The organism is Marivirga salinae (assembly GCF_030503855.1).
In the GTDB taxonomy this organism is placed as follows: domain Bacteria; phylum Bacteroidota; class Bacteroidia; order Cytophagales; family Cyclobacteriaceae; genus Marivirga; species Marivirga salinarum.
The window spans coordinates 3,934,052-3,957,782 of record NZ_CP129971.1 but is presented as its reverse complement, the minus strand read 5'-3'; the positions used below and the strand labels follow the sequence as shown (position 1 = coordinate 3,957,782).

The window sequence follows — 23,731 nt, the reverse complement described above, 5'->3', positions numbered from 1 at the left end:
AAAATGAAAAAGTCAGTAATTTTTAAATATATACTAGCATTATTTATAGTGCTTCTTCATGCTATGGGAGGCATTGCGCAAGCTGTTTCTTCTAAAACGGCAGCCATTAAAATTGATGAAAGCGCCAAAGCGGGAGATAAAATGGTGATGCCAAGTATAAGTTGGATAAATCCTAATTTGGAATATACCAATAGTACAGAAAATAAAGTGGTCTTTAAAGCAAAAGTAAAGGCCTCTGATGGCTTAAAGTCTGTTTCAATGGAAGCATTTAAAAAGAAGGATCACTCTAAATTAGGGGAGAAGCAGTTTACCATTACCGCAGGTCAGAAAGAAATGATGCTGGAAGAGGAGCTATTTCTCCCTGATGGGGACATCATTTTTGAGGTGAGAGCTACCTCCATTTCAGGTGGGGTAATTTTATCTCAGCGAACAGTTTTAGTTGGTATGGATGCCATTAAAGATGCGGTTTCCATTGATAGAAAAGATTATGCTTTGGTATTTGCAACCAATAAATATGATAACTGGTCAGATTTGGTGAATCCGATCAATGATGGAAAAACCATAGCCGAGCAATTGAAGAAGTTGTACGGCTTCGAAGTGGAGGTTGTAGAAAACCCAACCCAAAATGAGGTGTTTGAAAAGATTCTGGAGTACAATCGAAAATCTTATAAACCTCAGGATCAGCTCATGATATTCTTTGCAGGCCATGGTCAATTTGATGAAGATTTTGGAGAGGGGTATGTTGTTGCTAAAAATTCTTTAGCAAATGATAAGAGTAAAACTTCATATATTTCTCATGCCCGATTAAGGTCGGTCATAAATAATATTCCATGTGAACATATTTTCCTTACCATGGATGTTTGCTTTGGAGGAACTTTTGATCCTAGAGTTGCTTCGAGTCGAGGCTTAGAATCTTTTGAGCAAGATGATAAAGAAATGTTGGCACGAAAGCTCTCGTATAAAACCAGAAGATATTTAACTTCAGGTGGGAAGGAATATGTTTCAGATGGAATACCTGGTGAGCATTCTCCTTTTGCAAAAAAATTATTAGAGGCCTTGAAAAGTTTAGGTGGCTCTGATCGAATTCTTACCTTAACAGAGCTCAATACTTATTTAGAAAGATTAAAACCAGCACCAAGAACCGGTACTTTTGGAGACAATGAGTCGTTAAGTGATTTTGTTTTTGTAGGACAGGAGTTTTAGGTATAGCATAAGCGAAGGAGCTTGATTGAAGAATCACTTAATTTAAAAGAAAATTATTTTTTTCTTGATTTGTATTGTAGGGTCAAACTTATTATTTGTAATTTTGTTGTTATAGCAACTAAATTAGCTTAAAGCTTAAATTTTTTCAGTTATGGCAATAATGATAACAGATGAATGTATTAATTGTGGTGCTTGCGAACCAGAGTGCCCTAATACAGCAATATATGAAGGTGGCGTTGAATGGAATTGGTCTGGTGGGACTGAGCTTTCCGGTAAAGCCAAATTAATAGATGGGACAGAGGTGGATGCAGAAGAAATGCAGGAGCCTGTTTCAGATGAATTCTATTATATAGTAACTGGAAAATGTACGGAATGTACGGGTTTCCATGAAGAGCCTCAGTGCGCAGCGGTTTGCCCTGTTGATTGTTGTGTGGATGACCCAGATAATGAAGAAACAGATGGCGAGTTAATGGCTAAAAAAGAATGGATGCATAAAGAGTAAAATCTTTATGCTTTGAAATATTAAAACCCGCAAGGTCTTGAACTTTGCGGGTTTTTTGTTTTCGGTAATTTTATAAATTTTACAATATTGTTTTATTTTAAGTCCTTTTAGCCTACCAATTAAAAACTATTATAATTTCCTTGCTATATACTTTTGGAGATATTTATTTTCTGATCAAGAAAATTGTCAAACCAATAGAAAGTAATATGTCCAAGCCAATCTTAAAACCATGAGGGACAAAGCCTATATTCATTTGAAAGAATTAGTGGATGAAGTCTATAGAACAGGGAAATTTGTTTTTTTGAAGGATGGTAACAAAAGAAAAGGTTATTACATTCGATATTTCAATAAGCCCTAAGCTATAAAACTACCTCCTAAGCATTAAAAAACATTCCCTAAGTCTTAGGAATCTAAAAATATAACTTAGGAATCAAAAATATTTTATAGGACTTGAGTTTCCTAAATTAGGAAGCTATAAAATAATTTAGGGCAAAATAATATTTTTTAGGACTTAAAAATAATTCTTAGGGAAGAATATTATTTGGTTTTAGTGGTTTTTAGCTGAAAGCAATAGTTTAAGCGTCCGCTTGGACTTTTTTAGAGCATCAATTGCCAAGCATTTCGACTAACTCCTGTGTTTTTAGCATGTATTTAAAGAATAATCCTATATATTTATAGTGCACCAATTGCCAAAACCATAAGCTTAATTTTAAATATTATTCTGAGGGTAAGGAAAAAAAAGTGTATGCTATATAAAGTAACTATTATTACTTTATAGAATTTTGTGTGGCATACGCAGATCCGAATTTATAAGAGGAATATTCACAAAAAAAAGAGGTGAAAATGAAAATATTAATTACTGGAGGCACAAATGGAATAGGTAAAGGCGTTGCCAAAATATTAGCCGGTCTGGATGACCCAAAAAATGAAATAATTATACTTTGTAGGTCTGAGAAATTAGGTAAAGAAACTATCAAAGAATTTAAAAGAACAACTTCAAATACGAAAATTTCAATGGTTTTGTGCGACCTGACAAAACTAAGTGATGTTAAGAGCGCAATAGAAGAGGTTCAAAGTAAGCATAAATTTCTTGATGGTATTTTCATTAATGCAGGGATTGGCTACGCTGCCAAACGTGTTGAAACGGGTGATGGGATGGATTCACATTTTCAGGTAAATTATCTGTCTCAATTTATGTTGACATTAGGGTTATTGAATTTGTTGGAGAAGTCTGAAAATGGAGGTAGGGTTATTTTTAATGTAACTACTGTAAAGGATAAAATATTTTGGGATGATATACAGATGAGAAATAATTGGAGCTTCGAAAAAGGAATTCATCAGGCTATGGTTGCAAAACGAATGTTTCTAAATAAGTTACATAACTTGTATCAAGAAAAAAAAGATTCAAGATTGTCTTTCATTGGTTTTGAGATTTCAGAAACTGTCTGGAGTAATCAGGTTAACATTATTCCTTATTTTATGAAAACAATGGCGACTTTAATGAAATGGTTAGGTCAGTTTATTTCAGTAGAAAAATGTGGTGAGATAATGGCTCCTCTGTTTATAGAAAATCAGAAAGATAGTTTAAATAAATCAGGAAAAATTATTACTTGGAAGAAAAACGATTTTATTGTAATCAAAGAAAAAAAAGATGTATTAAATCAGACATTGCAAGACAAACTATGGGAGCATAGTATTAGATTATGTAAAGATGAAAAAACGAGTAAAATTGCAGAAAACCTTTGTAATTGAATCAAAAAAGTGCTTAAAAAGTGTAAACCATGTCCATTTAACTTTGTAAACGATGTCTCTTTACCGTACCTAATGTTTGTAAAGTATGTGCCTTTACAAACATTATCGGCTCACCCTAAAACCATCATAATAATGCCTAAGAATTTGATTTTTCTATTCCTCATATTGTTGACTTTACAACTCTCATGCTCCAAGCCTGAGAAACCACCTTACAAACTCCCAAAGAATGCGAAATTTTTGTTAACCGGAGACTCAACTAAAACATGGAAATTAGCCCGTAGATTCAATAATAAAACCCGGATGAACATGGGAGATTGTTTTTTATCTCACAGAGAAACATATAAGGGTGACATGACAATGCATAACAACTCTGGTGAAAATAGAGATTGCGGAGAAACTCTTAATGCGACATGGGAATTCGCGAAAGATAAAAAAGGAAACTACTACGTTAGAATTGAAAGCCAACAGTTACCTGAACTTATGAACATTGAAAAGAATTACAAACTTTTTAAGGTTCTGCGACTAACGGAAGAACAGATAACATTGCAGTTTAATCACAAGCAATTTTCCAGCACAACAACAACTATTACAGACATTTATGTTCCTGAGAATGCTTTAGTCAAAGACCGAGAATTTCATTGGTAAAATCCCGTTAACAAATGCTATGAATGGGGTTTTATCGTTCAGGGTACTTTCGTGGGGATTGGAAAGTCCGCCACAATTCATAATTTTAAATCAAGGCGTGGCTATGTGCGAGCTGAGAGGTTAGTGCTTTCTAATCTCTACTCATCGTAGCTAGTCGTTGTAGTGCATTAATGTAACTGAAACCATGATTTTCCAGAAATTTTTAAGAGCTTTCTTGTTAATTTATAATTGGGATAAGCATGTGGACGCAAGCAGAGAAGAGATAATTAGATTCTTCAATGGCAAATTTAAATCGAACTCCGCAGTGATTGGACATTCAACTTGGAAGACAATCTATTTCATGTGCCCAATTATCGGAGGCACAATCTATAATTATAGTCTAATTGGTTTTAAGGGTGTGATTGCGGAAAATCAACATGATTCAACAATTCACTTAAAGGCAAGATTTGTGCAACCTTTTTTGTTCTTTTATATCATACCAGCCTTGCTTTTTCCAATACTGTATATTTTTGATATTTATGGCATGAGAGACAACCTAAACTGGCTTAACAATGATTTCCTAAACGTCATTACACCTCCAACTCTCATTTGGTCTGCAGTAATGATCTATTACCAATTCAAGCTGATGATAGCCAAGGGTTTTATAAAAAAAGCACTAAAGGAGCTTCAAATAAAAACGCACTACAACATCAACTATGAATGAATTGGGTTTTATTAGTCAGGAAAGTTTGATTGCACTTGGAAAGTCAGCCACAATGTGTAAATTTATTAATTGATGTGGCTCTGCAGGAAAATCAAGTTTAGTGCTTTCTAATCCCTACTCATCATAGCTAATCGTTGTACCCAATTAAATTACATCATTGATGACAATAAAAATTATTGAAACATTTTGCACTATTGTAATGGTTTTTATAGTACTTGGTGTTCATGAGTTAGGGCATTTAATTACAGGATTGAAACTAGGTTTTAGGTTTGAACTCTTTGTAGTTGGACCTTTAGGAATCAAGAAGAATCATGATAAAATTAGGGTTTATTTAAATAAGAATGTCGCTCACTATGGTGGCTTAGCAGCAACATTACCAACTGAAGATAAACCTGACAATATAAAAAAACTAGCAATTATATGCCTTGCAGGCCCAATTGCTTCAATTGTTTTTGCCGTCATTTTGGCAGCCTTATACCTAACCACAGAATTTCAATTCTCGAAAGTATTATTGGTTGGCGCGTTGGCGTCATTAGGAATTTTTTTAGTGACAACGATACCAAACAAAACGGGTATGTTTTTTACGGACAGAAAGCGTTATGAAAGACTTACTAAAAATGGCCCAGAAAGATCAGTAGAATTAGCACTATTAAGAATATTAGGGAATTATGCTAAAGACAATTCTTATGTTAATATTAATGAAGACGATATTGAATTGTTAATATCTGATGAGCATTATAAATTTTTTGGTCTTTTTACTAAGCTGACTTATCAATTTGAGAAAGAGGGTAACTATAATTTAGACACTAAAGAACAATATGATAGTTTATCTGAATTAATGCCTAAATCAATGGTAAAAGCGATGAATATGCAATTAGTTAAATTGAGAAAATAACTGTTTACAACACTGTATGTAGCAAATAGGGCGTTCGGTGATTTACAAAAGCTTAGGGCTATTTACCAATACCGCCAAATTGTTGATTTGGCTTTTAAAATGAATAAGATAAATGAGAAAGACGATTTCCAGCAGCATGATTCTATTATTCGTGCTTTCAATAAGTTATGGATAAATTGAAAGTGAGCCTGATACGCTTTATAATGAAGAATTCAAATGGACTATTGTAATTCCTGAAGACTTTACTGAAGTCAGTAAAAGTGAAATACAAAAGGATCAGTAAAAAGGCGCTGAAGCCTTTACAGACCTTTATGAAGAAGAATTTATAAATCAAGCTAAAGTTATTTTTGCTTTTGAAAAGGGTAAGATGAACTACTTAGACTCAAACTATCAGCCTTACGATGGGAAAGGTGGTCGGTATTATGTGAAATCATGTAAATATGTGAATGATTTATTGTTCCAAGCATGGAAAGCTCAAGTACCGAATGCAGTTATAGATTCTTCTACAAGTGTCCAAATGATAAGTGGTCTGGCTTTCCAAACCTTTAAAATAGAAATTAGTTATCCGCAAGGCATTACAGTTCATTCCCTATCTTATTCTAGACTATTTGATAAAAAGGAATTCTCTGTAAATATCCTGTACGTTGACCGAAAGCAAGGCGAAAAACTTATAAATGCTTGGCAAAATTCAGTGTTTAAATAGAGAATACTGTTTACAACACTAGCTAAAAACAATGGCGGTTAGCAGTTAATTTAAATATTCTCACTTTTTGCTACCTTTATCTGAGATTGAAAGTGAGGGCTTTTAATCCTCCAAAGTTTTTTAGCCTAAGTGTTAACAATCCACTTTCACGCCATACTCCACATAATGCCCTGTCAGTCACTGAATAGTTTCAAAAGTGAAAAACTGGAGTTTAGACCAATACAGTTTGAGTTTCTAGGCTAATATTTAAGGATAAGAAATATCAAAAACCCGCAAGATTCAGCATCTTGCGGGTTTTTCGTTTTTTATACTCCTTCCAAAAGCAATAATCTACTATCCTTTTCAAATTTTAATTTTCCATTTTTAACGGTTGAAGTTTCTCCAGTATAGCAATTCTTTACTTCTTGATTTTCGATAAATACATTTTCAACCACTATTTCTTTAACATTTTCAGCCATCACTACCATTACTTTATCTTTAAAGTCGTTTTGATTCAATGTTCTACTAAAGGAGTATGGAGCATCAGAAATTTTTTGATGATGGCCTGCTCCAATCGAAGGATGGTTCTTTCTGAACTGCCCTAATTTTTGCCAATGCTTATGAATTTCTTTTATACTATAATCATCTCTTTTTGCATCAGTCTCCAGTTCATCCCAATTCATTAAAGAACGTAATTTTGCATCACCTTCTGCATCTGCATTTAGTAAACGAGCAGTTTCATCACCGTAATAAATTTGTGCAGCTCCTGGTGCTAGCATTAGATAGTTAGCAGTATTAAAAACATTAGTTCTATCCGCATCAAATGGGTTTCCATCATCATGAGAAGAAAGGTAATTCAATACAGACTTCTCTTTCAATTCACCTTGATTTAAAAGACTATCATAAGTAGTAAAAATCATATCGGGATGTTTGTCTTTTAGTTCCCATTTCAATGAGAAGTTGATCATACTGTGAAAGCCTTCGTCAAAGAAATTAATGGCTGTATCTCCATCATAAGTATATTCAAGACCATCATAAATAGAGTAATTGTAAATTTCTCCTACCATATAGAAATCCAGATCATCTAATTTCTCTTCTTGATTTTCATTTTTCCAATCTCTTAAAGCTTTTAAAGCTTCTGCATATAATTCACCCCAAATTCCGGCTTCTGTATGTTTAACGGTATCCACTCTAAAACCATCTACTCCAAATTCTCTGATATAATCCGTAATCCATTTAATTAAATAATATTTCGGAGCTCTTGGATAGCCAGTTTTTTCAAAGAACTCATCCAATTCTGTCAATTCCTTTTCTAATCTGCCTTCTTCTTCCCATTTATCTAATAAATGCTGCGGTAGTTCAACTTCTTCTTCTGACTCTGTTAAAATATCTGGTAGATTATCGACCAAAGTGCATTTTACAGTACTTTCCCAATCTTGGTAGGTGCAATTTGGCTCAGTTCTAACCCAGTCTTTCCAAATTGGATCTTGATCTGTAACGGGGCCAGTATGATTCATCACTACATCCAAAAGAATTCTGATACCGTTTTCGTGTGCGGTTTTTATCAATTCGGCTAAATCATCCATAGTTCCAAAATTAGGATCTAAAGCTGTCCAGTCTTTGGTCCAGTAACCATGGAATCCATAAGTTTTGCCAGTTCCTTCATCTACTGATCCATGAATTTGTTCCACTAAAGGATTAACCCAGATGGCATTGACTCCTAAATCATTAAAATAACCATCTTTTATTTTTTGAGTGATACCTTTTATATCTCCCCCCATAAAGCTGCGCAAAGTGGCGCCATCTTGTTCTCTTCCAAAGTTGAAATCATTTGTGGTATCTGCATTATTAAAACGGTCGGCTAAAAGGAAGTAAACTGTTGCATTTTCCCACAAAAAAGGAGCTTCTTTTTGAGTGGTTTTTTGATCTTCTGGCGCTTTACAGCTAAAAAGTAGAATAAATAAAAGTAATAGGGAGGTGGTTTTCATTGTTGTAGTATTTTAAAATAAAAATCGAAGGATTGAAATTGCTAATAAAAATTGATTCTGGCAATTTTTAAGACACTTTGATTAATTGAAACGCTATTTCAATTAGATTAGATTCCTGTCTTCACAGGAATGAAGCCCGTATTAGACTTATTCAGTTAGTTGATTAACGGATGAAAAATATGAAGATCCTACTCAAAAGTTAGAAAAGAACGTCATTACTATCTTCAATGGAAAGATGCACGGATTTGGCTTATTCATTTAGTTAATGATTGTAGAATCCTACAGCACAGATAAATTAGATAGACTATACTCAAAAGTTAGAAAAGATCGTCATTCCTGCGAAGGCAGGAATCAATCCATTTTAATCGGAGATTAAAATATCAATAAAAGAATTGTGTTTTAATCACTGGTATTATGTTTTGATGTTATTCAAAAATTTAACATCATTAATGGCTGATGGATTAATTGAAATGCTGTTTCAATTAGACAAGATTCCTTTCTTCAAAGGAATGACGCACAGATTAGGCTTATTCTGTTAGTTTATGATTGTAGAATTGAGCAGAACAGATAAATTGTCTAAACTAGTACTCAAAAGCTAGAAATATCCGTCATTCCTGCGGAGGCAGGAATCTGTCCATTTTAATCGAAGATTAAAATATCGAGATATAAATTGTGATTCATTCTTATGTTTTATACTTTAGTAATTATTCAACCATGAAATGACCTTATGAAAGCAAAAGGAGGATATCTTTATATTCAAAGTAATATTTCCCGCTCAACTTTATATATAGGTGTTACGGCCACTTTATCAGTCAGATCACATCAACATATGATAGGTGAAGGTTCAAAATTTACCAGCAAATATAGATGCACAGATCTTGTTTACTATGAGTTTTATGAATCCATTGAGGAGGCTATTATCAGAGAGAAGCAAATAAAGAAATGGAAAAGAGAATGGAAAATACGGTTAATCAAGGAGATGAATCCTACTTTCAAGGATTTATATGATGAGGTTGCTGATATGGATTAATTGAAACGCTGTTTCAATTAGATTAGATTCCTGTCTTCACAGGAATGAAGCCCGTATTAGGCTTATTCATTTAGTTAATGATTGTAGAATCCTACAGCACAGATAAATTAGATAGACTATACTCAAAAGTTAGAAAAGATCGTCATTCCTGCGAAGGCAGGAATCTATCCATTTTAATCTTCGATTAAAATATCAATACATCTATTCAGAACTCATCAAAAACAAAAAAGGGTAGCTAAAAGCCACCCTTTAATTATTAATTCTCTAATTATTAATTACTAATTAACTAACCCCTGGGATTTGCTGAAATTCAACAGATGGCTCTCCATTTTTGAAAGACTTTCTTGGCTTTAAATTTAGCGTTTGGAATAATTCCGCATCCTCGTTTACTTCTGGATTTGGAGTGGTTAATAATTTATCTCCAGCAAAAATAGAATTTGCACCAGCCATAAAACATAAAGCTTGCTCTTCCTGATTCATTCTTACTCTTCCAGCAGACAATCTCACCATTGCTTTTGGCATAGTAATTCTTGCAGTTGCAATCATTCTTACCATTTCCCAAACAGAAACTTTCGGTTGTTTCTCTAATGGGGTTCCTTCAACTGGAACCAAAGCATTAACTGGAACTGATTCAGGATGTTCTTCCATAGTGGCTAAAGTATGCAACATTCCAACTCTGTCTTTATGTTGTTCGCCTAACCCGATAATACCACCAGAGCAAACAGAGATTTTCGCTTTTCTCACATTTCCTATAGTGTCTAATCTGTCATCATAAGTTCTCGTGCTGATGATGTCATCATAATGCTCTTCTGAAGTATCTAAATTATGATTGTAAGCATAAAGACCAGCATCTTTTAGTTTTTGAGCTTGAGATTCAGTCACCATACCCAAAGTACAGCAAACTTCCATATCCAACTCATTAATGCCTTTTACCATATCTAGCACTCTATCGAAATCACGGTTATCTCTTACTTCTCTCCAAGCCGCACCCATGCAGAATCTTGTACTGCCATTTTCCTTTGCAATTCTGGCACTTTCCAGTACTTGCTCAGTAGGTAATAATTTATGGACTTTAACATCCGTATGATATCGAGCTGCTTGAGGGCAATAAGCACAATCCTCTGGGCATCCGCCAGTTTTCACACTCAATAATGTACAAACCTGAACCTCCGAAGGATCATTATACTCTCTGTGAACTGTAGCTGCTTGATAGATAAGTTCTAGTATAGGTTGATTATATATTTTTTCTATTTCTTCCTTTGTCCAGTCGTTCCTAATTTCTGTCATCTTAGTTTTTTGTTTTTGTCAGCAATGCTGAATTATAACTATAATGTAAAAAAAGGGGCAAATTATTTGATTTCCAAATCAAATGGCATTCTTGTTTGTAATCCTTTGTTTTCCATTACATATTCTAACTCTTCTACATAATTAGCCATTTCGCCATAAGTATATTTTTTATGTAAAACTTTAGCAGAAGATCCCATTTCATTTAATAATTGCTGAAAAAATGGTTTCTTTTCTGGGTAATATACTCTCATATAGTCTCCTTCTTCAAGTCCAGCTGAATTGGCTGCAATATTAACTGCATCATCAAAACTGCCTAATACATCAACTAAACCATTATCTTTGGCTTCAATTCCAGACCAAACTCTTCCTGAAGCTACATTTAATAATTCATCTATTGACATATTTCTGCCCTCAGCAGCTTTTTCAGTGAAATCTTCATACCCTCTTTCCACTGAATTTTGGATAATTTGCTTTTCAGCTTCATTTAAACTTCTGCTGACAGTATATAAATTAGAATATTCTCCAGTACTCACTCTGTCAAAGGTGATTCCTAATTTGGTGTCCATAAATTTAGATAAGTCTGGGATGATAGCGAAAATACCAATTGAACCAGTGATGGTATTTGGCTGCGCTACAATAGTATCACAAGCCATAGCCATATAATATCCACCTGAAGCAGCCACACTTGACATAGAGGCAATTACAGGTTTCACTTCTTTGGCTAATTTAACTTCTCTCCACATTACATCAGAAGCTAAGGCACTTCCTCCTGGGCTATTGATTCTCAATACTATTGCCTTAATTTTATCATCCAATCTGGCTTTTCTAATTTCTTTAGCAAATACATCTGAACCAATAGTTCCTTCTCCTCCTTTTCCTGAAACGATATTCCCTTCTGCTATAATTACTGCAATTCTATTGGCATTGTATTTATCTGCAATAAATGATTTACTATATTTTTTTACTGAAACCACAGGTATTTTAGCATCTTCTTCAAGTCCTGCTATTTCTCTCATTTTAGTTAATACTTCATCGTAATAACCTAGTTGAGTAACCAACTTATAATTTAAAGCATCTTCAGTGGTTCTTACTTTAAGTTCATCAGAGATTGCTCTTAATTCAGTTGCATCTATTCCTCTAGAATTAGCTACATTATTGATTAAAACACCATAAACAGAGTTTAAAAGGACGCTAATCTGCTCCTTGCTGGCTTCACTCATATCTTTTCTAATGAATGGCTCAACAGCGCTTTTGAATGTACCCACTCTGAATATTTGAGGTTCAATGTTTAATTTTTCTAAAGTACCTTTAAAAAAGGTAACTTCAGAAGAAAGACCACTCATATCCAACATTCCAGCTGGGTTTAATACGATATCATTCGCCACTGAAGCTATATAATAACCTGTTTCAGTATAAGTCTCGCTATAAGCTAATATAGGTTTACCAGATTCTTTGAAATCAATCAAAGCATTTCTAATTTCTTCAATTTGAGCAAAACCTGCCATTACATAAGGAGCATCCAAATAGATACCTTTTATTTTTTCATCCGTTTTAGCATTTTCAATAGATTCTAAGATATCTTTCAAGCTAATAGGAGTAGGTTCATTCGTAAGTGCCTGACTAAATTCCGCAAAAGGATCATCGGAAGTCATTTCTACTATTGGTCGGTTTAATTTTATTTCCAAAAAGGAGTTTTCAGAAATTTTCACCTCACTATCTTGGGAAGCTATTCCCGCAAAAATTAAAAAGAAGCCAACAAAGAATATTATTAATGCAAGTAGGCTGGCAAAGAAGATTTTAAAGAAATTTTTCATAAGAATAATTAAAGATTGATAATCGATTAAATTTTAATGCAATATTAATTCAATTAATATTGCAATCAACTTACAAAGTAGCTATAAAATAGCTTTATATAAAAGTATAATTCTATTGATGGCGAAACTTAATTATGGAAGGAATATTCTTACTACTTGGGAGCAATTTAGGGGATAGAGCTAAAGTATTGCAACTAGCTATCAAAGCTTTAGAATATAAAGGGATTAAGTTGGTTAAAAAGTCAGCTGTTTACGAAACTGCCGCTTGGGGCATAACGGATCAGCAAGCTTTTTTAAATCAGGTTATACAAGTGGATACTTCTTTAGCACCTATGGATTTATTGAAAGTTATTTTAGAAATCGAACTTGAATTGGGCAGAGTTAGAAAAATAAAATGGGGGGAACGTTTAATTGATATTGATATCTTATATTATCATGATATTATTTATAAGGAAGATGATTTAGAAATTCCACACCAAGGCATTCCAAAGAGAAGATTTACTTTAGTACCTCTAGTTGAAATTTGTCCAGAGTTTATACATCCAAAAATGCAATTATCTCAAAAGAAGCTATTGGATAATTGTGAAGATAATTTGGAGGTTTCTCTGTTTACGAAATATTAATCCTGTTTAATATATCTTCAAAATAAAAATATTCTTATATTCAAGTGAAAACCAAATTATAATAAGATTATGAGAAACTATATTTTTATGCTGTGTTCAGCTTTGATTTTTTTATTTGCTTCATGCGGAAATTCTAATTCGGAAAAGGAAGCATCAGAAGCTGATATTAAACAAGAAGAACAGATTGCGGATGAAGTAGTAAAGTCATCTGAAAAAGCACAAGATGAGGCTGAGGAGACTGAAAAAGAAGTGGATAAATTATTGGAGGACATTTAAACTTGAGAATTATGGAAACTAAATTAAGAAAACCTATTATCTGTCTATTCATCATGATGTTTATGACAGGAATTCAATTAGAAAGCTTTTCTCAGGGAAAATCTGAAAAAGGCAAAGAGAAAAAGGAAATGGCTAAAAGTAAATCTTCTAGTGAGATTAGTAAGGAAGTAGAAAAGGAATTGGAGAGGCAGGAAGAAATGGATGAAGAGCATAAAGAAATGCATGAATCTGATAAACATATGGATGGCAAACCTTTGAAAAAGAAAAAAGGGAAATCAGAAGAAGACCATCAAGGAAAAATGCATGGTAAAATGAAAGGTGAAATGACTGGAAAAGAATTTGGTCATATCCGTTCTGAGGAAGCTAAGCAAAAAATGATGGCTACTCATGAAAACATGCAAAAAGCTCAAGAGGCGATTGAAAGATCAGAAGAAAAAATAGCTAAAGCAAAAGAGAAATTACTTAAGGCTGAGCAGGAAGAAAGTATGTCCGATGAGGAAATATTGGAAAAGAAAGAAAAAATTAAAAAAGCCGAAGCAAAAGTAGCGGAAGCTAAAGAGCGCCTAAAAATGCAACATAATCAGGTGCATGATAAAATGATGGAAACTAAAAAGGCTGATAAGGAAAAGATAAAAGAAGTAGAAGAAGTTGAAATAGAAGAGTAAATAATTATAATTTATTAACTGAAAATTAAAGCTGTTTTGATATCTATCAGACAGCTTTTTTTATATATTTTGTTTAATTTTAGTATCGATAAATATAAATCAATTATTCAATAATGAAGCTTTACAATAAGATTAAATGGGTTTTAGGCATATTGATGATCATCACACTGGTTATTACCACGAACTTAGTAGATAGAAATAATTTCTTACAGATTAGTAATGCTATTGAGACCATATATGAAGATAGGTTGGTAGCTAAAGATTTGATTTTCAAAATTTCAGCTTTGATAAACAAAAAGGAAATAGCGGCTATAAAATCTGATTCAAGTTTTTATGCTAACCAAAATAATTTGATAGATAATGAAATAGACAATTATCTGTTAAGATATGATCAAACTAAATTAACAACTAAGGAAAGAGAGATTTTAGGTGATTTTAAAGTTAATTATCAAGTATTGAAAGAAAATGAATCAGAATTTATTCAATCTAATTTCTTGCAAAATGCTTTACTTTTTGATCAATTCCCAGAGGTCAAAAGTAATCTTGAAAATTTAGCAGCAATTCAATTAAAAGAAGGTGGGAGGCAATTACAAATTAGTAGAAGGGCAATGGATTCAGTAGAATTATTCACTCAGATCGAAATATACATATTAATTTTTCTTGCCATTATTGTTCAAATAATTGTGATGTATAAACCTAAAGAGGAAGAATAAAACACTTATTCAGATTCTCTCAAAATTTTAAGTTAAGACCAATTCCATATTGGTTAAAAGTAAAGTTTATATGGGAATGGGACTTTTTATACCCCATTATTTTCCGCGAATTATAGAGATCAATAGCTTCATCCGCTTTTCGATTGGCTAAGCTTTTCAAGGGAAGAGCAATTGCAATTAAACTAATTCCGGTGATAAGTAATGGAACAGTAATTTCAGGGGATGGGTCAAAAAAAGTGGGCAAAAAAGTGCCCACACCAAATCCTGCAATGATTGCTGAAGTAAATGCCCATCTTCTAGATGACTTCATCCTTTTATGAGCTGCTTCAAAAGGTAACATTTTCTTCAAAACCTGCCGTTCTGATACTTCCTCACCTAAAATAAAATATCGATTTTGAACCAGATTTCCTTTTCGTTCGATTAAAGGTTCATCAATTTGACTAAATCCTGTTTGAGCTGTAAACAAAAAAAAAGTACAAGTAATTTATTCATTGGTCGATAATTTTTTGTGATGATTACATTAAATATAATTCAAAAATTAAACCCTAAAAGCCTCTATCAAGTCCACTAGCATTTCTGTTTGTTCTTTAGAATGCGTAGGGAAATTAGCTATTCGCACTTGCTCTTTTTTATAGCCACCATAGCCTGTTCCAATATGAATTTTTTTCTGTTTAAGATGGTCAATAAGTAAGCTGCTATCAAAATCAGTTTTGATAACCTTCACTGTTTTGGACCTGTGCTTATCATTTTCTACAAAATGATGAAGTTGAGGATGTGCTTCAATTACTTGATTTAAAATGGCGGATTTATAATCAATTTCTCTTCTGATAGGGAGAATTCCCTTTTCTAACATATCTGAAGCAACTTTTGCTAAGGTATAAATTCCTAGAATGTTTGGAGTTTCTGCAGTCTGATATACTTGAGCTTTTTCTACCATATCAGGTAATCGGTGATAAGAACCAATTACTTTTCCAGAAGACGCCATTTTCTCTGCTTTTTCCAAACATCGGTTGTTTACTATCCATATCCCTAATCCAGCAGGAAGGCCAAATGCCTTTTGAACAGAGAAGTAGAGTGTATCAATATTTCTGAAATCAATTGGGATCACTGGAACTCCTGAAACACCATCTACAGCAATCAATTTATCAGGATGTTTTTCCCTTAAAGCGTTAATCGTATCCAAAGGAAATGTCGTGCCACAAGCTGATTCATTCAAACATATGGTAATAAGTTCTGCACTTTCAGGTACATCTATTGCATCGAAATCTGGAACTGTACCGTCTTCCACCACTAATTCATGGACAGTTCTGCCAAGCTGAGTAGCCGTTTTCGCAAAACGTGCTGAGAAAGCTCCCATACTTATATGGTAACTTTCTTTTTCAACGCAATTTTCAATAATTCTTTCCCAAGCTTCATTGGCAGAAGAAGTGATCAATACATGATAATCTTCAGGAATATCCATTAACTTTCTCAAGTTTTGCTGACATTCTTTATAAATATCTTTGAATTGCTGTCCCCTATGAGAGGTACTGCAAACACCTTTTTTTAAAGCAGTTTTAATATGCTCTTCAGCTGTAAAATATAAAGCTGTGGGTCCTGGGGTAAAGAATAATTCAGACATTGGCGGTTTCTAGACTTATTTTTGACTTTTTCTTATAATCAGATAATGTTATTCCAAAAAACAAAGCTGCTGGAATAAGCATACCGATAGCGCAAAATAAGTACATCTGAGATAGCGAAAAAATTTCTGCTACGTTTCCTAAGAAAAAAGCGCCAATTCCTATACCTAAATCAATGGAAGAGAAGAAAGTACTAGTAGCGACTCCTCTTTTTTCTGGTTTCACCATATTGATTACCATAGTTTGCAATGTTGGCATTACAATACCATTTCCTAAGCCCATAACAAAAGCAGCTAATAGAAAACCTGGCTCAGCTGTGCTTTGGGATAATAGAATTAAACCAGAGATAGTGCCTACAAAACTCAGCGCCATCACAAATGCTGGGCCCTTTTTGTCCATCATTTTTCCAGTTGTAGGCCTGATAATGCTAACTCCTATAGCATAAATTAGAAAGAACATTCCAGTACTTTCGATCGATAGTTCTTTAGCAAAAAGTGTAATAAATGACATAATACCTGCAAAAGGAAATGCTAATAGCAGCATGACTATAGAAACCTTCAAAACTTTAGGTTCAAATACATTTTCCCAGCTAAGCTTATTGTTTCGATTACTGATTTTAGGGTGATTTACAAAAAATGACATAATCACAGCCAATGAACATAAAACTCCAGAGGTGATAAATAAAACATGGTAGCTCCCAGTTTCTCTTAAAATCTGCAATCCTATTAATGGCCCAATAGCCATACTTAAAGTCATGGAAAGTCCAAAAATTCCAATTCCTTCACCTCTTCTGCTGTTAGGTACTAAGTCGGAAGTGATAGTTCCCCCACCTGTAGTTACTATTCCCCAAAAGGCTCCATTTACTAACCTTAAGAATAATAAAAAGATAAAAGATGCAGCTAATCCATAGGTTGCCATAACTAATGCATAGCAAAACATGGCAAAAAGGAATAATTTTCTTCTCCCATATTTATCAAAAGCATAGCCACTTAAAGGTCTAACTATTAGAGCAGATAAGGCGTAAATTCCAATGATGTAGCCTACTTTGTCTGCACTTTCACCTAAAACATCGGTTACGAAAGTGGGAAGGGTGGGAAGTAAAAAATAAAATGACACAGCCATTAAAAGGTAGCTAAAGCAATGAAGCAAGAAATCTTTAGTGTATAATGGCGCTTTAGTCATAGTAGATTGTTAACAAGACACGAATTTAGATGTAGCAACATTGAAATAAATAATATTAACTACTATAATGGATTTTTAGTTACTTTTTCGGGTTAGAATATTTAAAATTAAAAGATTCTTTTATTCTAGGACGTTGAGTTTTTAAGTATTTCTATAATAGTTGAAATATCTTCATTTTTGCATTCATGCAATAATTTACCATTGACTACCAAATTGGGCCCCAGCTTACAATAATCCATGCATTTGGTTTTGATGAGCTTCACATTTTTAATTTTATTTGCTTTAAACGATTGTTTTAATTCTGACTTCAATTCTTCACAACCATTTTTTTGGCAGTCTTTTCCAGTACAAATAAAAATAAGATGATTTTGGTTTTTTGCAGGTTTCAATTAATAGAATTGGTTTTTAAGTTTACGATTCTTCCATTCTCATTACCAAATTCGGGAAGAATTGTTTCATTATAAAATCATGAAGTAATCAATCTACCAATAAATTCTCCTCAGTCACTTTATTTATTAACTCAATTGAATTTTTAACTTCCAACTTCTGCATTAAGTTCGCTCTATGGGTATCAACGGTCCGGTTGCTTATGAATAGCTCTTCTGCTATTTGATTACTTGTATAGCCTTTCATAATTAATTTAACAATTTCTAGCTCTCTTTTTGTTAGGCTTATTTTCGGTTGTGCTAGCTGCTGTTTTTTCTTTTTAAGACTTGAAATATAATTGTTAACCATTACATCTCTAACATCTTTGCTGTAGAAGCTAACCCCTTCCATAACTTTTTTTACTCCGTTTATTAACTCTTCCTTATCAGCTCCTTTATGTATATAACCATGAACACCCGATTCCATGCAAGTATTGATATATTGTTCATCTAAATACATACTTAACATAACAATTTTGGGATCATGAGCTGTAGATAAAATTTCAGGAGCTGCCTCAAGTCCATTTTTATCTGGCATTGATATGTCAAGAAGTACTAAGTCGGGTTTAAGCTCATTGTTTTTTTCAATGGCTTCTAATCCATTTTTAGCTTCTCCAATAACTTCAAAATCTTTCTCTGATTCTAAAAACATCTTGATTCCATTCCGAACTAATTGGTGGTCATCTGCCAGTAATATTTTAAGCATAGTTTTTCGAATTAATGTTTATAATGATATTAGTTCCAAATTTGGTATTGCTATCAATATCAATTGTGCCTCCCATTGATTTTACTCTATCAATCATGTTTAAGAGCCCGTGGCTATTATTTTTACCTGTTTCTGTTTTTGCAGTTTTCAAATCAAAACCAACTCCGTCATCTTCAACACTTAACCTGATAACATTCTTCTTTAAATAAAGCTGAACTGATACATTTTTAGCTTTTGCATGTTTTTGAATATTATTTAATGCTTCCTGAACAATTCTATAAATATTAATCTTTATTTCCTCTAATTCTCCATCTTTAATATTGGTGGTAAAATCTATTTTAAAGTTACTAGATTCGTAATTATAGAATAGATCCTCCAAACTAGATTTTAAATCAAATATTTGTAGTTTTGATGGCATCAGATTTTCCGATATTTTATGTGATTCGTCAATGGAGGCATCAATCAATTTTACCAATTTCTCTTTAACCGAATTGTCTTCTACCAGACTTCTTGTATTCATTTTAACAACATTTAGCATCTGTCCCAACCCATCATGTAATTCTCGACTAACCCTGGCTCTTTCAGATTCAGCACCTTCTATTTGTGCTGCAAGCTTTAATCTCTTTTCTTTTTTTTCTTTTTGTAGCTTTTCTAAGCTTTCTTTTGCATCATTAAACATAATGAGATATTGCTCCTGTTCATTATTGAAAAATTTTGCCCTCGTAATATTAATGTTGTTTATAGGGAATTTCCTTCCCACAAAATTGATATAAATGATCTCTTGTGTGGCAACGGTTTCTTGATTGTTATCTTTTAATAATGAAATTGACAGCGGTTCATCATCTAGATTTGAAATTTTTATATCATCCCCTAATTTAAATTCTAGAATTATTTCAGATAAGGTATTGAGTAAGTCAGCAGTGAATTTATTTAGATATCGAATTTTAAATTCTGCATCGACTACGATTACACAGCTTTTTATATTATCTAAGATGGTGGAGAGAAGCTTTTGAGATCCTTTTTTTTCTTGATCTGCTTGATGTTTGAATAAACTTAATTCCACATTGCTTAGTAACTCTGACTCAGAAAAGGGTTTACTAAGGAAAGTATTAGGAAAAGTTAGCTTTGCGCGGTCTATGGTTTTCTTGTCATTGAGAGCAGTAAGATAAATAACAGGAATATCTTTAATTTTATTGATCTCTATTGAAGTTTCGATACCATCATATTTTCCTTCTATCATTACGTCCATAATGATCAAAGAAGGAGTTTGGGTTTTTATAAAGTTTATGGCATCCTCTCCAGAAATAAGTTTGGCCAAAACATTATAGTTGGCCCTTTGCAATACTTTTTGCAGATGCATGCTGACTATCTCTGAATCTTCAACTATTAAGATGCTTTTAGGCATTGTGTTTTATTGGTTCGCTCCAAAAACTTTTAGGAATATTAATAATAGGCAATTTTCTTATTTACAACAAAAATTAGGTTGATATTATTTCAATAATATTTTGACTTAAATCTTGAATAAGTGTACTACTTTAAATTAAACAAACTTTTTAAGTAATTATACTTAGAAATAAATGAGTATTATTTACCATGAAAAAATACATAAAAATCTTGATTGATTACAGTTTCTTGCTACCCTACCTTTATATCATCATAAAAATATAAAAAAGACATGGTAAAAGCAGCCACAAAACTAGAAGAAAATATTGCCCCTAAATCTAAGGAGGCTAAGTCCCAAAAATCAAATGGTCAAGATCTTGAAAATCATATCAACGCAGTGAACAATGCATTCGCATCTGTTGAGTTTGATCCACAAGGGAATATTTTGAATGCCAACGATCAGTTCCTTATAACTGTAGGCTATTCTTTAAAAGAAATTAAAGGGGAACATCATCGCATTTTTGTTTCTGATGATTTTGCAGGAAGTGACGAGTACAAAGCTTTTTGGAAGAGTTTAGCAGCTGGTGATCCTCAGAATGGGGAGTTCTTAAGATTCGGTAAAACAGGTAATGAAATTTGGTTACAAGCATCATACACTCCTATTCCGGATGAAAGTGGTCAAATAGTTAAAGTAATTAAATATGCCCTTGATATTACTAAAAAGAAAAAGGAGGCTCAAGAAGCATATTTAGTTGCACAAGAATACGAAAAAGTAAAAGTAGAGCTGAATACTAGAATGGAGCAAATTGATATTGCTTGTTTAGTTTCTGAGTCTGATTTGAAAGGTAATATCACTTTTGTAAACGATAAATTATTAGAAGTAACAGGCTATACCCGTGAAGAATGTATAGGGCAACCACACAGCATGTTCCGTCATGCAGATTCACCTAAATCTCTCTTTAAGGAAATGTGGGCTACTATTGGAAAGGGAAATATATTCCGTGGTGAAATTAAGAATAGAAAAAAGAATGGGGATCCATACTTTGTGGATGCTATTATAGCTCCTGTTTTGGGTCCAAACGGAAAACCTGTAAAATATATTGGAGTTCGATATGACATCACAGAGCAGAAGCTAAAAGAGCAGGAAGTGATTACAGCTATGGAAGAAAGTAAAAAAGCTGAGGAAGAGGCGACCGAGACTGCTAAAAAGTTTCAAGCGATGGAAACAGAATTAGAGACCAGAATGGATCAAATAAATGTTGCTTGTTTAGTTTCTGAGTCTGATTTGAAAGGTAATATCACTTTTGTAAACGATAAATTACTAGAAGTAACAGGCTATACCCGTGAAGAATGTATAGGACAACCACATAGCATGTTTAGGCATGAAGATTCCCCTAAGTCACTTTTTAAAGAAATGTGGTCTACCATTGGGAGAGGAAATATATTCCGTGGAGAAATTAAAAACAGAAAGAAAAATGGCGATCCCTATTTTGTAGATGCTATCATTGCTCCTGTCTTAGGACCAAATGGTAAGCCAGTTAAATATATTGGTGTTCGATATGATATCACTGAGCAAAAATTAAAAGAGCAGGAAATCCAACAAGCCATGGAAGAGCAATCTGATGTGATTGAAGTAATCCGTGCTATGGCAAAAGGTGATTTAACTCAGAGAGTACAAAATGATTCTGATGTTGCAGGTGAAGTAAATAGTGCACTTGATAACTTAAATGATGTACTGAATAGCATTAATAATGGAGCTGAAGTAGTTTCAACTTCTTCAGGAAATTTATTGAAGAGAAGTGAAGGTATTAAAAACAGTTCAAATGAGGTAGCCTCTGCAATTTCTCAAATGGCAAAAGGTGCTCAAGACCAAGCGCTAAGAACGGATGAGTCTTCAAAATTGGTAGATGGTGTGATGAAATCATCTCAGGAGATGCAGTCAAAAGCTGATTTTATTAATAAAACCGCTCAAGATGGTCAAAAACGCTCAGAAGAGGGCTTGAAAATCATTAAGAACTTGGTTGAGAATATGACTGGAATTGATAGTTCTGCTATAAAAACATCTGAATCAATCGCTATCCTTACAGAAAGAGCTGAAGAAATTGGGAGAACATTAAATGTAATTACAGACATCGCCTCTCAAACCAATTTATTGGCACTAAATGCAGCCATAGAAGCAGCAAGAGCCGGTGATGCAGGTAGAGGATTTGCAGTGGTAGCAGAAGAAATCAGAAAACTAGCGGAAGATTCAAGAAAATCAGCTGTGGATATAGAGAAAATCATTAGTGATGTTCAAAAAGACACAGTATCGGCTGGTAAAGCAATAGAAAGTATGAAAACCAGTGTGAAAGAAGGTGGTAATGCAACCAAAGATGCAGAGAGCATTTTCGTGGAAATTGCAGGCTCTAGTGATACAACTTTCCAACATTCAAAAGAGATTTTATCTGCATCAAATGGGCAGAGAGAGGCTATTGAAGCGGTTGTGAAAAACATTGAGCAGATTGTAGTAGTAGCGGAAGAAACTGCAGCAGGAACTCAGCAAGTTGCGAGTTCTTCACAAGAATTGAATGCAGGTATGGTAGAAGTAACAGATGCCAGCAATCAGTTAAGCAAAATTGCAGAAGAATTGAAATCAGGTATCAAAAAGTTCACCTTAACTAAAGTTTAATATGGAAGCCGTAAAGGAAAAGGATATCAAAGAAAACCAGCAGAAATCACAATTAATTGTATTTCGATTGGGCGATGAGGAATACGGTTTGCAAATAGGACAAATCAAGGAAGTGGTCCCAACTCCTCATATCACACGCTTGCCTCAAACACCTCCTTATGTGAAAGGGGTAGCCAATATCAGAGGAAATATCATAGCGGTGGTGGATTTGGAAGAAAAGTTTGGTTTGAAGCAAGATTCAGCAGAAGCTGCTAATAACTACACTTTGGTAGTAGAGAGCGATGAAGTGAAAATGGGTGTTTTGGTAAGAGAGTTGCCTAATACATTAAATGTAAAGCAATCTCAAATTGAGGATTCTGCAAATATCATTCAAGATGGCGGAACAGATCAATCCTACATCAAAGGAATTGTAAAATTAGAAGATCGGCTTATCATTATGTTGGATGTTTTCAAAACTATGAGTGAAAGCGAATTGAATGGTGTTTTTAAAAATAACAAAATTTCTGAAAATGTTTGAGCACGCTTTGAATTTAGGTGATTTCATTGTCACTAAAGATCCGACCAACATTGCTTGTTATGGTTTAGGTTCATGTGTAGGGCTGTTTATTTATGACAGAGTCAATAAAATATCAGCTGCTGCACATGTAGTTTTATCTGATGAATTAGAGAAAGATACTACTTATAATGCCAAAACAGCTTTTGAAAAATTGATAGAAGAGATTGAAAAAATTGGAGGTAATAGAAATGCCCTTCGAGCCAAAATAGTGGGTGGTGCTAATCTTTTTAATTCAGGCTTCAATACAGGGGAACGCAATGTAAGCACCTTAAGGAAATTGATTTTAGATCATAAAATCTTTCTGGCTGGTCAGGATGTAGGCGGAAATAAAAGCCGAACTGCTCGCTTTAATACTTTAAATGGAGACTTATCGGTTTCCTCACAAAATACAAATTACGCTATTTAAAAAATTAA

25 protein-coding genes are annotated in these 23,731 nt (G+C 33.5%); 16 read left to right on the top strand and 9 right to left on the bottom strand.

Translation table 11 applies throughout. The features are described 5' to 3' along the window. Positions 1-3: 3 nt before the first annotated feature. From QYS49_RS16535 to QYS49_RS16500, 8 genes are all read left to right on the top strand, one after another. Positions 4-1,203 carry a caspase family protein gene (locus QYS49_RS16535; RefSeq protein WP_308348897.1) on the top strand — a complete coding sequence of 400 codons (1,200 nt, stop codon included), beginning with the start codon at positions 4-6 and terminating at the stop codon, positions 1,201-1,203. Between the two features lie 151 nt (positions 1,204-1,354). After that, entirely contained in the window at positions 1,355-1,705 is a 351-nt protein-coding gene (locus QYS49_RS16530; protein WP_308348895.1) for a 4Fe-4S binding protein, read from the top strand. 229 nt (positions 1,706-1,934) lie between these two features. After that, positions 1,935-2,063, top strand: a complete 129-nt coding sequence (locus QYS49_RS16525) for a hypothetical protein (RefSeq protein ID WP_308348893.1) — start codon at positions 1,935-1,937, stop codon at positions 2,061-2,063. Positions 2,064-2,548: 485 nt separating this feature from the next. Then, positions 2,549-3,457, top strand: coding sequence for an SDR family NAD(P)-dependent oxidoreductase (locus QYS49_RS16520; protein ID WP_308348891.1), 909 nt, complete (start codon positions 2,549-2,551; stop codon positions 3,455-3,457). 357 nt (positions 3,458-3,814) lie between these two features. Beyond that, positions 3,815-4,102, top strand: coding sequence for a hypothetical protein (locus QYS49_RS16515; protein WP_308348889.1), 288 nt, complete (start codon positions 3,815-3,817; stop codon positions 4,100-4,102). Positions 4,103-4,286: 184 nt separating this feature from the next. Beyond that, the gene (locus tag QYS49_RS16510) at positions 4,287-4,805 is read left to right on the top strand and encodes a hypothetical protein (protein WP_308348887.1); all 519 of its coding nucleotides are present in this window, start codon (positions 4,287-4,289) and stop codon (positions 4,803-4,805) included. A 160-nt stretch (positions 4,806-4,965) separates the two neighbouring features. After that, positions 4,966-5,700: a M50 family metallopeptidase gene (locus QYS49_RS16505; RefSeq protein ID WP_308348885.1), complete on the top strand. Its 735-nt coding sequence runs from the start codon at positions 4,966-4,968 to the stop codon at positions 5,698-5,700. 367 nt (positions 5,701-6,067) lie between these two features. Beyond that, the gene (locus QYS49_RS16500) at positions 6,068-6,403 is read left to right on the top strand and encodes a hypothetical protein (RefSeq protein WP_308348883.1); all 336 of its coding nucleotides are present in this window, start codon (positions 6,068-6,070) and stop codon (positions 6,401-6,403) included. 305 nt (positions 6,404-6,708) lie between these two features. On the opposite strand, the gene QYS49_RS16495 is transcribed toward QYS49_RS16500, so the two are convergent. Next, the gene (locus QYS49_RS16495; RefSeq protein WP_308348882.1) at positions 6,709-8,370 is read right to left on the bottom strand and encodes an alpha-amylase family glycosyl hydrolase; all 1,662 of its coding nucleotides are present in this window, start codon (positions 8,368-8,370) and stop codon (positions 6,709-6,711) included. A 727-nt stretch (positions 8,371-9,097) separates the two neighbouring features. On the opposite strand from QYS49_RS16495, the gene QYS49_RS16490 reads away from it, so the two are divergent. Continuing rightward, positions 9,098-9,400: a GIY-YIG nuclease family protein gene (locus tag QYS49_RS16490; protein WP_308348880.1), complete on the top strand. Its 303-nt coding sequence runs from the start codon at positions 9,098-9,100 to the stop codon at positions 9,398-9,400. A gap of 282 nt (positions 9,401-9,682) precedes the next feature. Here QYS49_RS16490 and bioB read toward each other — a convergent pair whose 3' ends face one another. Both bioB and sppA read right to left on the bottom strand, forming a co-directional pair. Then, entirely contained in the window at positions 9,683-10,687 is a 1,005-nt protein-coding gene (gene bioB, locus QYS49_RS16485) for a biotin synthase BioB (protein ID WP_308348878.1), read from the bottom strand. 62 nt (positions 10,688-10,749) lie between these two features. Further along, positions 10,750-12,501, bottom strand: a complete 1,752-nt coding sequence (gene sppA / locus QYS49_RS16480; RefSeq protein ID WP_308348876.1) for a signal peptide peptidase SppA — start codon at positions 12,499-12,501, stop codon at positions 10,750-10,752. 134 nt (positions 12,502-12,635) lie between these two features. Between sppA and folK the strand changes: the two genes are divergently transcribed. The 4 genes from folK (at position 12,636) to QYS49_RS16460 (ending at position 14,778) form a co-directional block, all read left to right on the top strand. Then, positions 12,636-13,124: a 2-amino-4-hydroxy-6-hydroxymethyldihydropteridine diphosphokinase gene (gene folK, locus QYS49_RS16475; protein WP_308348874.1), complete on the top strand. Its 489-nt coding sequence runs from the start codon at positions 12,636-12,638 to the stop codon at positions 13,122-13,124. A 69-nt stretch (positions 13,125-13,193) separates the two neighbouring features. Next, complete coding sequence (locus tag QYS49_RS16470; RefSeq protein WP_308348872.1) at positions 13,194-13,400, top strand: hypothetical protein; 207 nt, start codon at positions 13,194-13,196, stop codon at positions 13,398-13,400. A gap of 11 nt (positions 13,401-13,411) precedes the next feature. Next, positions 13,412-14,065, top strand: a complete 654-nt coding sequence (locus tag QYS49_RS16465) for a hypothetical protein (RefSeq protein ID WP_308348871.1) — start codon at positions 13,412-13,414, stop codon at positions 14,063-14,065. Positions 14,066-14,178: 113 nt separating this feature from the next. After that, positions 14,179-14,778 (top strand): MCP four helix bundle domain-containing protein, encoded by a 600-nt coding sequence (locus tag QYS49_RS16460; protein ID WP_308348869.1) that lies wholly within the window; start codon positions 14,179-14,181, stop codon positions 14,776-14,778. Positions 14,779-14,797: 19 nt separating this feature from the next. Here QYS49_RS16460 and QYS49_RS16455 read toward each other — a convergent pair whose 3' ends face one another. From QYS49_RS16455 to QYS49_RS16430, 6 genes are all read right to left on the bottom strand, one after another. Continuing rightward, positions 14,798-15,244, bottom strand: coding sequence for a hypothetical protein (locus QYS49_RS16455; RefSeq protein ID WP_308348868.1), 447 nt, complete (start codon positions 15,242-15,244; stop codon positions 14,798-14,800). A 72-nt stretch (positions 15,245-15,316) separates the two neighbouring features. Beyond that, a complete protein-coding gene (locus QYS49_RS16450; protein WP_308348866.1) occupies positions 15,317-16,399 on the bottom strand; it encodes an aminotransferase class V-fold PLP-dependent enzyme in 1,083 nt (360 codons plus the stop codon). Beyond that, positions 16,392-17,579, bottom strand: a complete 1,188-nt coding sequence (locus tag QYS49_RS16445; RefSeq protein ID WP_308348864.1) for an MFS transporter — start codon at positions 17,577-17,579, stop codon at positions 16,392-16,394. Before QYS49_RS16445 ends, QYS49_RS16450 begins: the two co-directional genes overlap by 8 nt. A gap of 125 nt (positions 17,580-17,704) precedes the next feature. Then, positions 17,705-17,968: a (2Fe-2S) ferredoxin domain-containing protein gene (locus QYS49_RS16440; RefSeq protein ID WP_308348863.1), complete on the bottom strand. Its 264-nt coding sequence runs from the start codon at positions 17,966-17,968 to the stop codon at positions 17,705-17,707. A gap of 88 nt (positions 17,969-18,056) precedes the next feature. Continuing rightward, positions 18,057-18,710: a response regulator transcription factor gene (locus tag QYS49_RS16435; RefSeq protein WP_308348861.1), complete on the bottom strand. Its 654-nt coding sequence runs from the start codon at positions 18,708-18,710 to the stop codon at positions 18,057-18,059. After that, the gene (locus QYS49_RS16430; RefSeq protein ID WP_308348859.1) at positions 18,703-20,115 is read right to left on the bottom strand and encodes a response regulator; all 1,413 of its coding nucleotides are present in this window, start codon (positions 20,113-20,115) and stop codon (positions 18,703-18,705) included. Before QYS49_RS16430 ends, QYS49_RS16435 begins: the two co-directional genes overlap by 8 nt. A 270-nt stretch (positions 20,116-20,385) precedes the next feature. Here QYS49_RS16430 and QYS49_RS16425 point away from each other — a divergent pair, with 270 nt between their 5' ends. From QYS49_RS16425 to QYS49_RS16415, 3 genes are read left to right on the top strand one after another with little or no spacing between them, the layout of a single operon-like run. Further along, positions 20,386-22,761 carry a methyl-accepting chemotaxis protein gene (locus tag QYS49_RS16425; RefSeq protein WP_308348858.1) on the top strand — a complete coding sequence of 792 codons (2,376 nt, stop codon included), beginning with the start codon at positions 20,386-20,388 and terminating at the stop codon, positions 22,759-22,761. Position 22,762: 1 nt separating this feature from the next. After that, positions 22,763-23,278 carry a chemotaxis protein CheW gene (locus QYS49_RS16420; protein ID WP_308348857.1) on the top strand — a complete coding sequence of 172 codons (516 nt, stop codon included), beginning with the start codon at positions 22,763-22,765 and terminating at the stop codon, positions 23,276-23,278. Then, positions 23,271-23,723, top strand: a complete 453-nt coding sequence (locus QYS49_RS16415; RefSeq protein ID WP_308348855.1) for a chemotaxis protein CheD — start codon at positions 23,271-23,273, stop codon at positions 23,721-23,723. The genes QYS49_RS16420 and QYS49_RS16415 overlap by 8 nt, the downstream gene beginning before the upstream one ends. Positions 23,724-23,731 lie beyond the last annotated feature (8 nt).

Excerpts from the sequence above, each read along its gene's own strand:
- QYS49_RS16535 (WP_308348897.1), top strand. The coding sequence starts at position 4 with ATGAAAAAGTCAGTAATTTTTAAATATATACTAGCATTATTTATAGTG.
- QYS49_RS16530 (WP_308348895.1), top strand. The coding sequence starts at position 1,355 with ATGGCAATAATGATAACAGATGAATGTATTAATTGTGGTGCTTGCGAA.
- QYS49_RS16525 (WP_308348893.1), top strand. The coding sequence starts at position 1,935 with ATGAGGGACAAAGCCTATATTCATTTGAAAGAATTAGTGGATGAAGTC.
- QYS49_RS16520 (WP_308348891.1), top strand. The coding sequence starts at position 2,549 with ATGAAAATATTAATTACTGGAGGCACAAATGGAATAGGTAAAGGCGTT.
- QYS49_RS16515 (WP_308348889.1), top strand. The coding sequence starts at position 3,815 with ATGCATAACAACTCTGGTGAAAATAGAGATTGCGGAGAAACTCTTAAT.
- QYS49_RS16510 (WP_308348887.1), top strand. The coding sequence starts at position 4,287 with ATGATTTTCCAGAAATTTTTAAGAGCTTTCTTGTTAATTTATAATTGG.
- QYS49_RS16505 (WP_308348885.1), top strand. The coding sequence starts at position 4,966 with ATGACAATAAAAATTATTGAAACATTTTGCACTATTGTAATGGTTTTT.
- QYS49_RS16500 (WP_308348883.1), top strand. The coding sequence starts at position 6,068 with ATGAACTACTTAGACTCAAACTATCAGCCTTACGATGGGAAAGGTGGT.
- QYS49_RS16495 (WP_308348882.1), bottom strand. The coding sequence starts at position 8,370 with ATGAAAACCACCTCCCTATTACTTTTATTTATTCTACTTTTTAGCTGT.
- QYS49_RS16490 (WP_308348880.1), top strand. The coding sequence starts at position 9,098 with ATGAAAGCAAAAGGAGGATATCTTTATATTCAAAGTAATATTTCCCGC.
- bioB (WP_308348878.1), bottom strand. The coding sequence starts at position 10,687 with ATGACAGAAATTAGGAACGACTGGACAAAGGAAGAAATAGAAAAAATA.
- sppA (WP_308348876.1), bottom strand. The coding sequence starts at position 12,501 with ATGAAAAATTTCTTTAAAATCTTCTTTGCCAGCCTACTTGCATTAATA.
- folK (WP_308348874.1), top strand. The coding sequence starts at position 12,636 with ATGGAAGGAATATTCTTACTACTTGGGAGCAATTTAGGGGATAGAGCT.
- QYS49_RS16470 (WP_308348872.1), top strand. The coding sequence starts at position 13,194 with ATGAGAAACTATATTTTTATGCTGTGTTCAGCTTTGATTTTTTTATTT.
- QYS49_RS16465 (WP_308348871.1), top strand. The coding sequence starts at position 13,412 with ATGGAAACTAAATTAAGAAAACCTATTATCTGTCTATTCATCATGATG.
- QYS49_RS16460 (WP_308348869.1), top strand. The coding sequence starts at position 14,179 with ATGAAGCTTTACAATAAGATTAAATGGGTTTTAGGCATATTGATGATC.
- QYS49_RS16450 (WP_308348866.1), bottom strand. The coding sequence starts at position 16,399 with ATGTCTGAATTATTCTTTACCCCAGGACCCACAGCTTTATATTTTACA.
- QYS49_RS16445 (WP_308348864.1), bottom strand. The coding sequence starts at position 17,579 with ATGACTAAAGCGCCATTATACACTAAAGATTTCTTGCTTCATTGCTTT.
- QYS49_RS16435 (WP_308348861.1), bottom strand. The coding sequence starts at position 18,710 with ATGCTTAAAATATTACTGGCAGATGACCACCAATTAGTTCGGAATGGA.
- QYS49_RS16430 (WP_308348859.1), bottom strand. The coding sequence starts at position 20,115 with ATGCCTAAAAGCATCTTAATAGTTGAAGATTCAGAGATAGTCAGCATG.
- QYS49_RS16425 (WP_308348858.1), top strand. The coding sequence starts at position 20,386 with ATGGTAAAAGCAGCCACAAAACTAGAAGAAAATATTGCCCCTAAATCT.
- QYS49_RS16420 (WP_308348857.1), top strand. The coding sequence starts at position 22,763 with ATGGAAGCCGTAAAGGAAAAGGATATCAAAGAAAACCAGCAGAAATCA.
- QYS49_RS16415 (WP_308348855.1), top strand. The coding sequence starts at position 23,271 with ATGTTTGAGCACGCTTTGAATTTAGGTGATTTCATTGTCACTAAAGAT.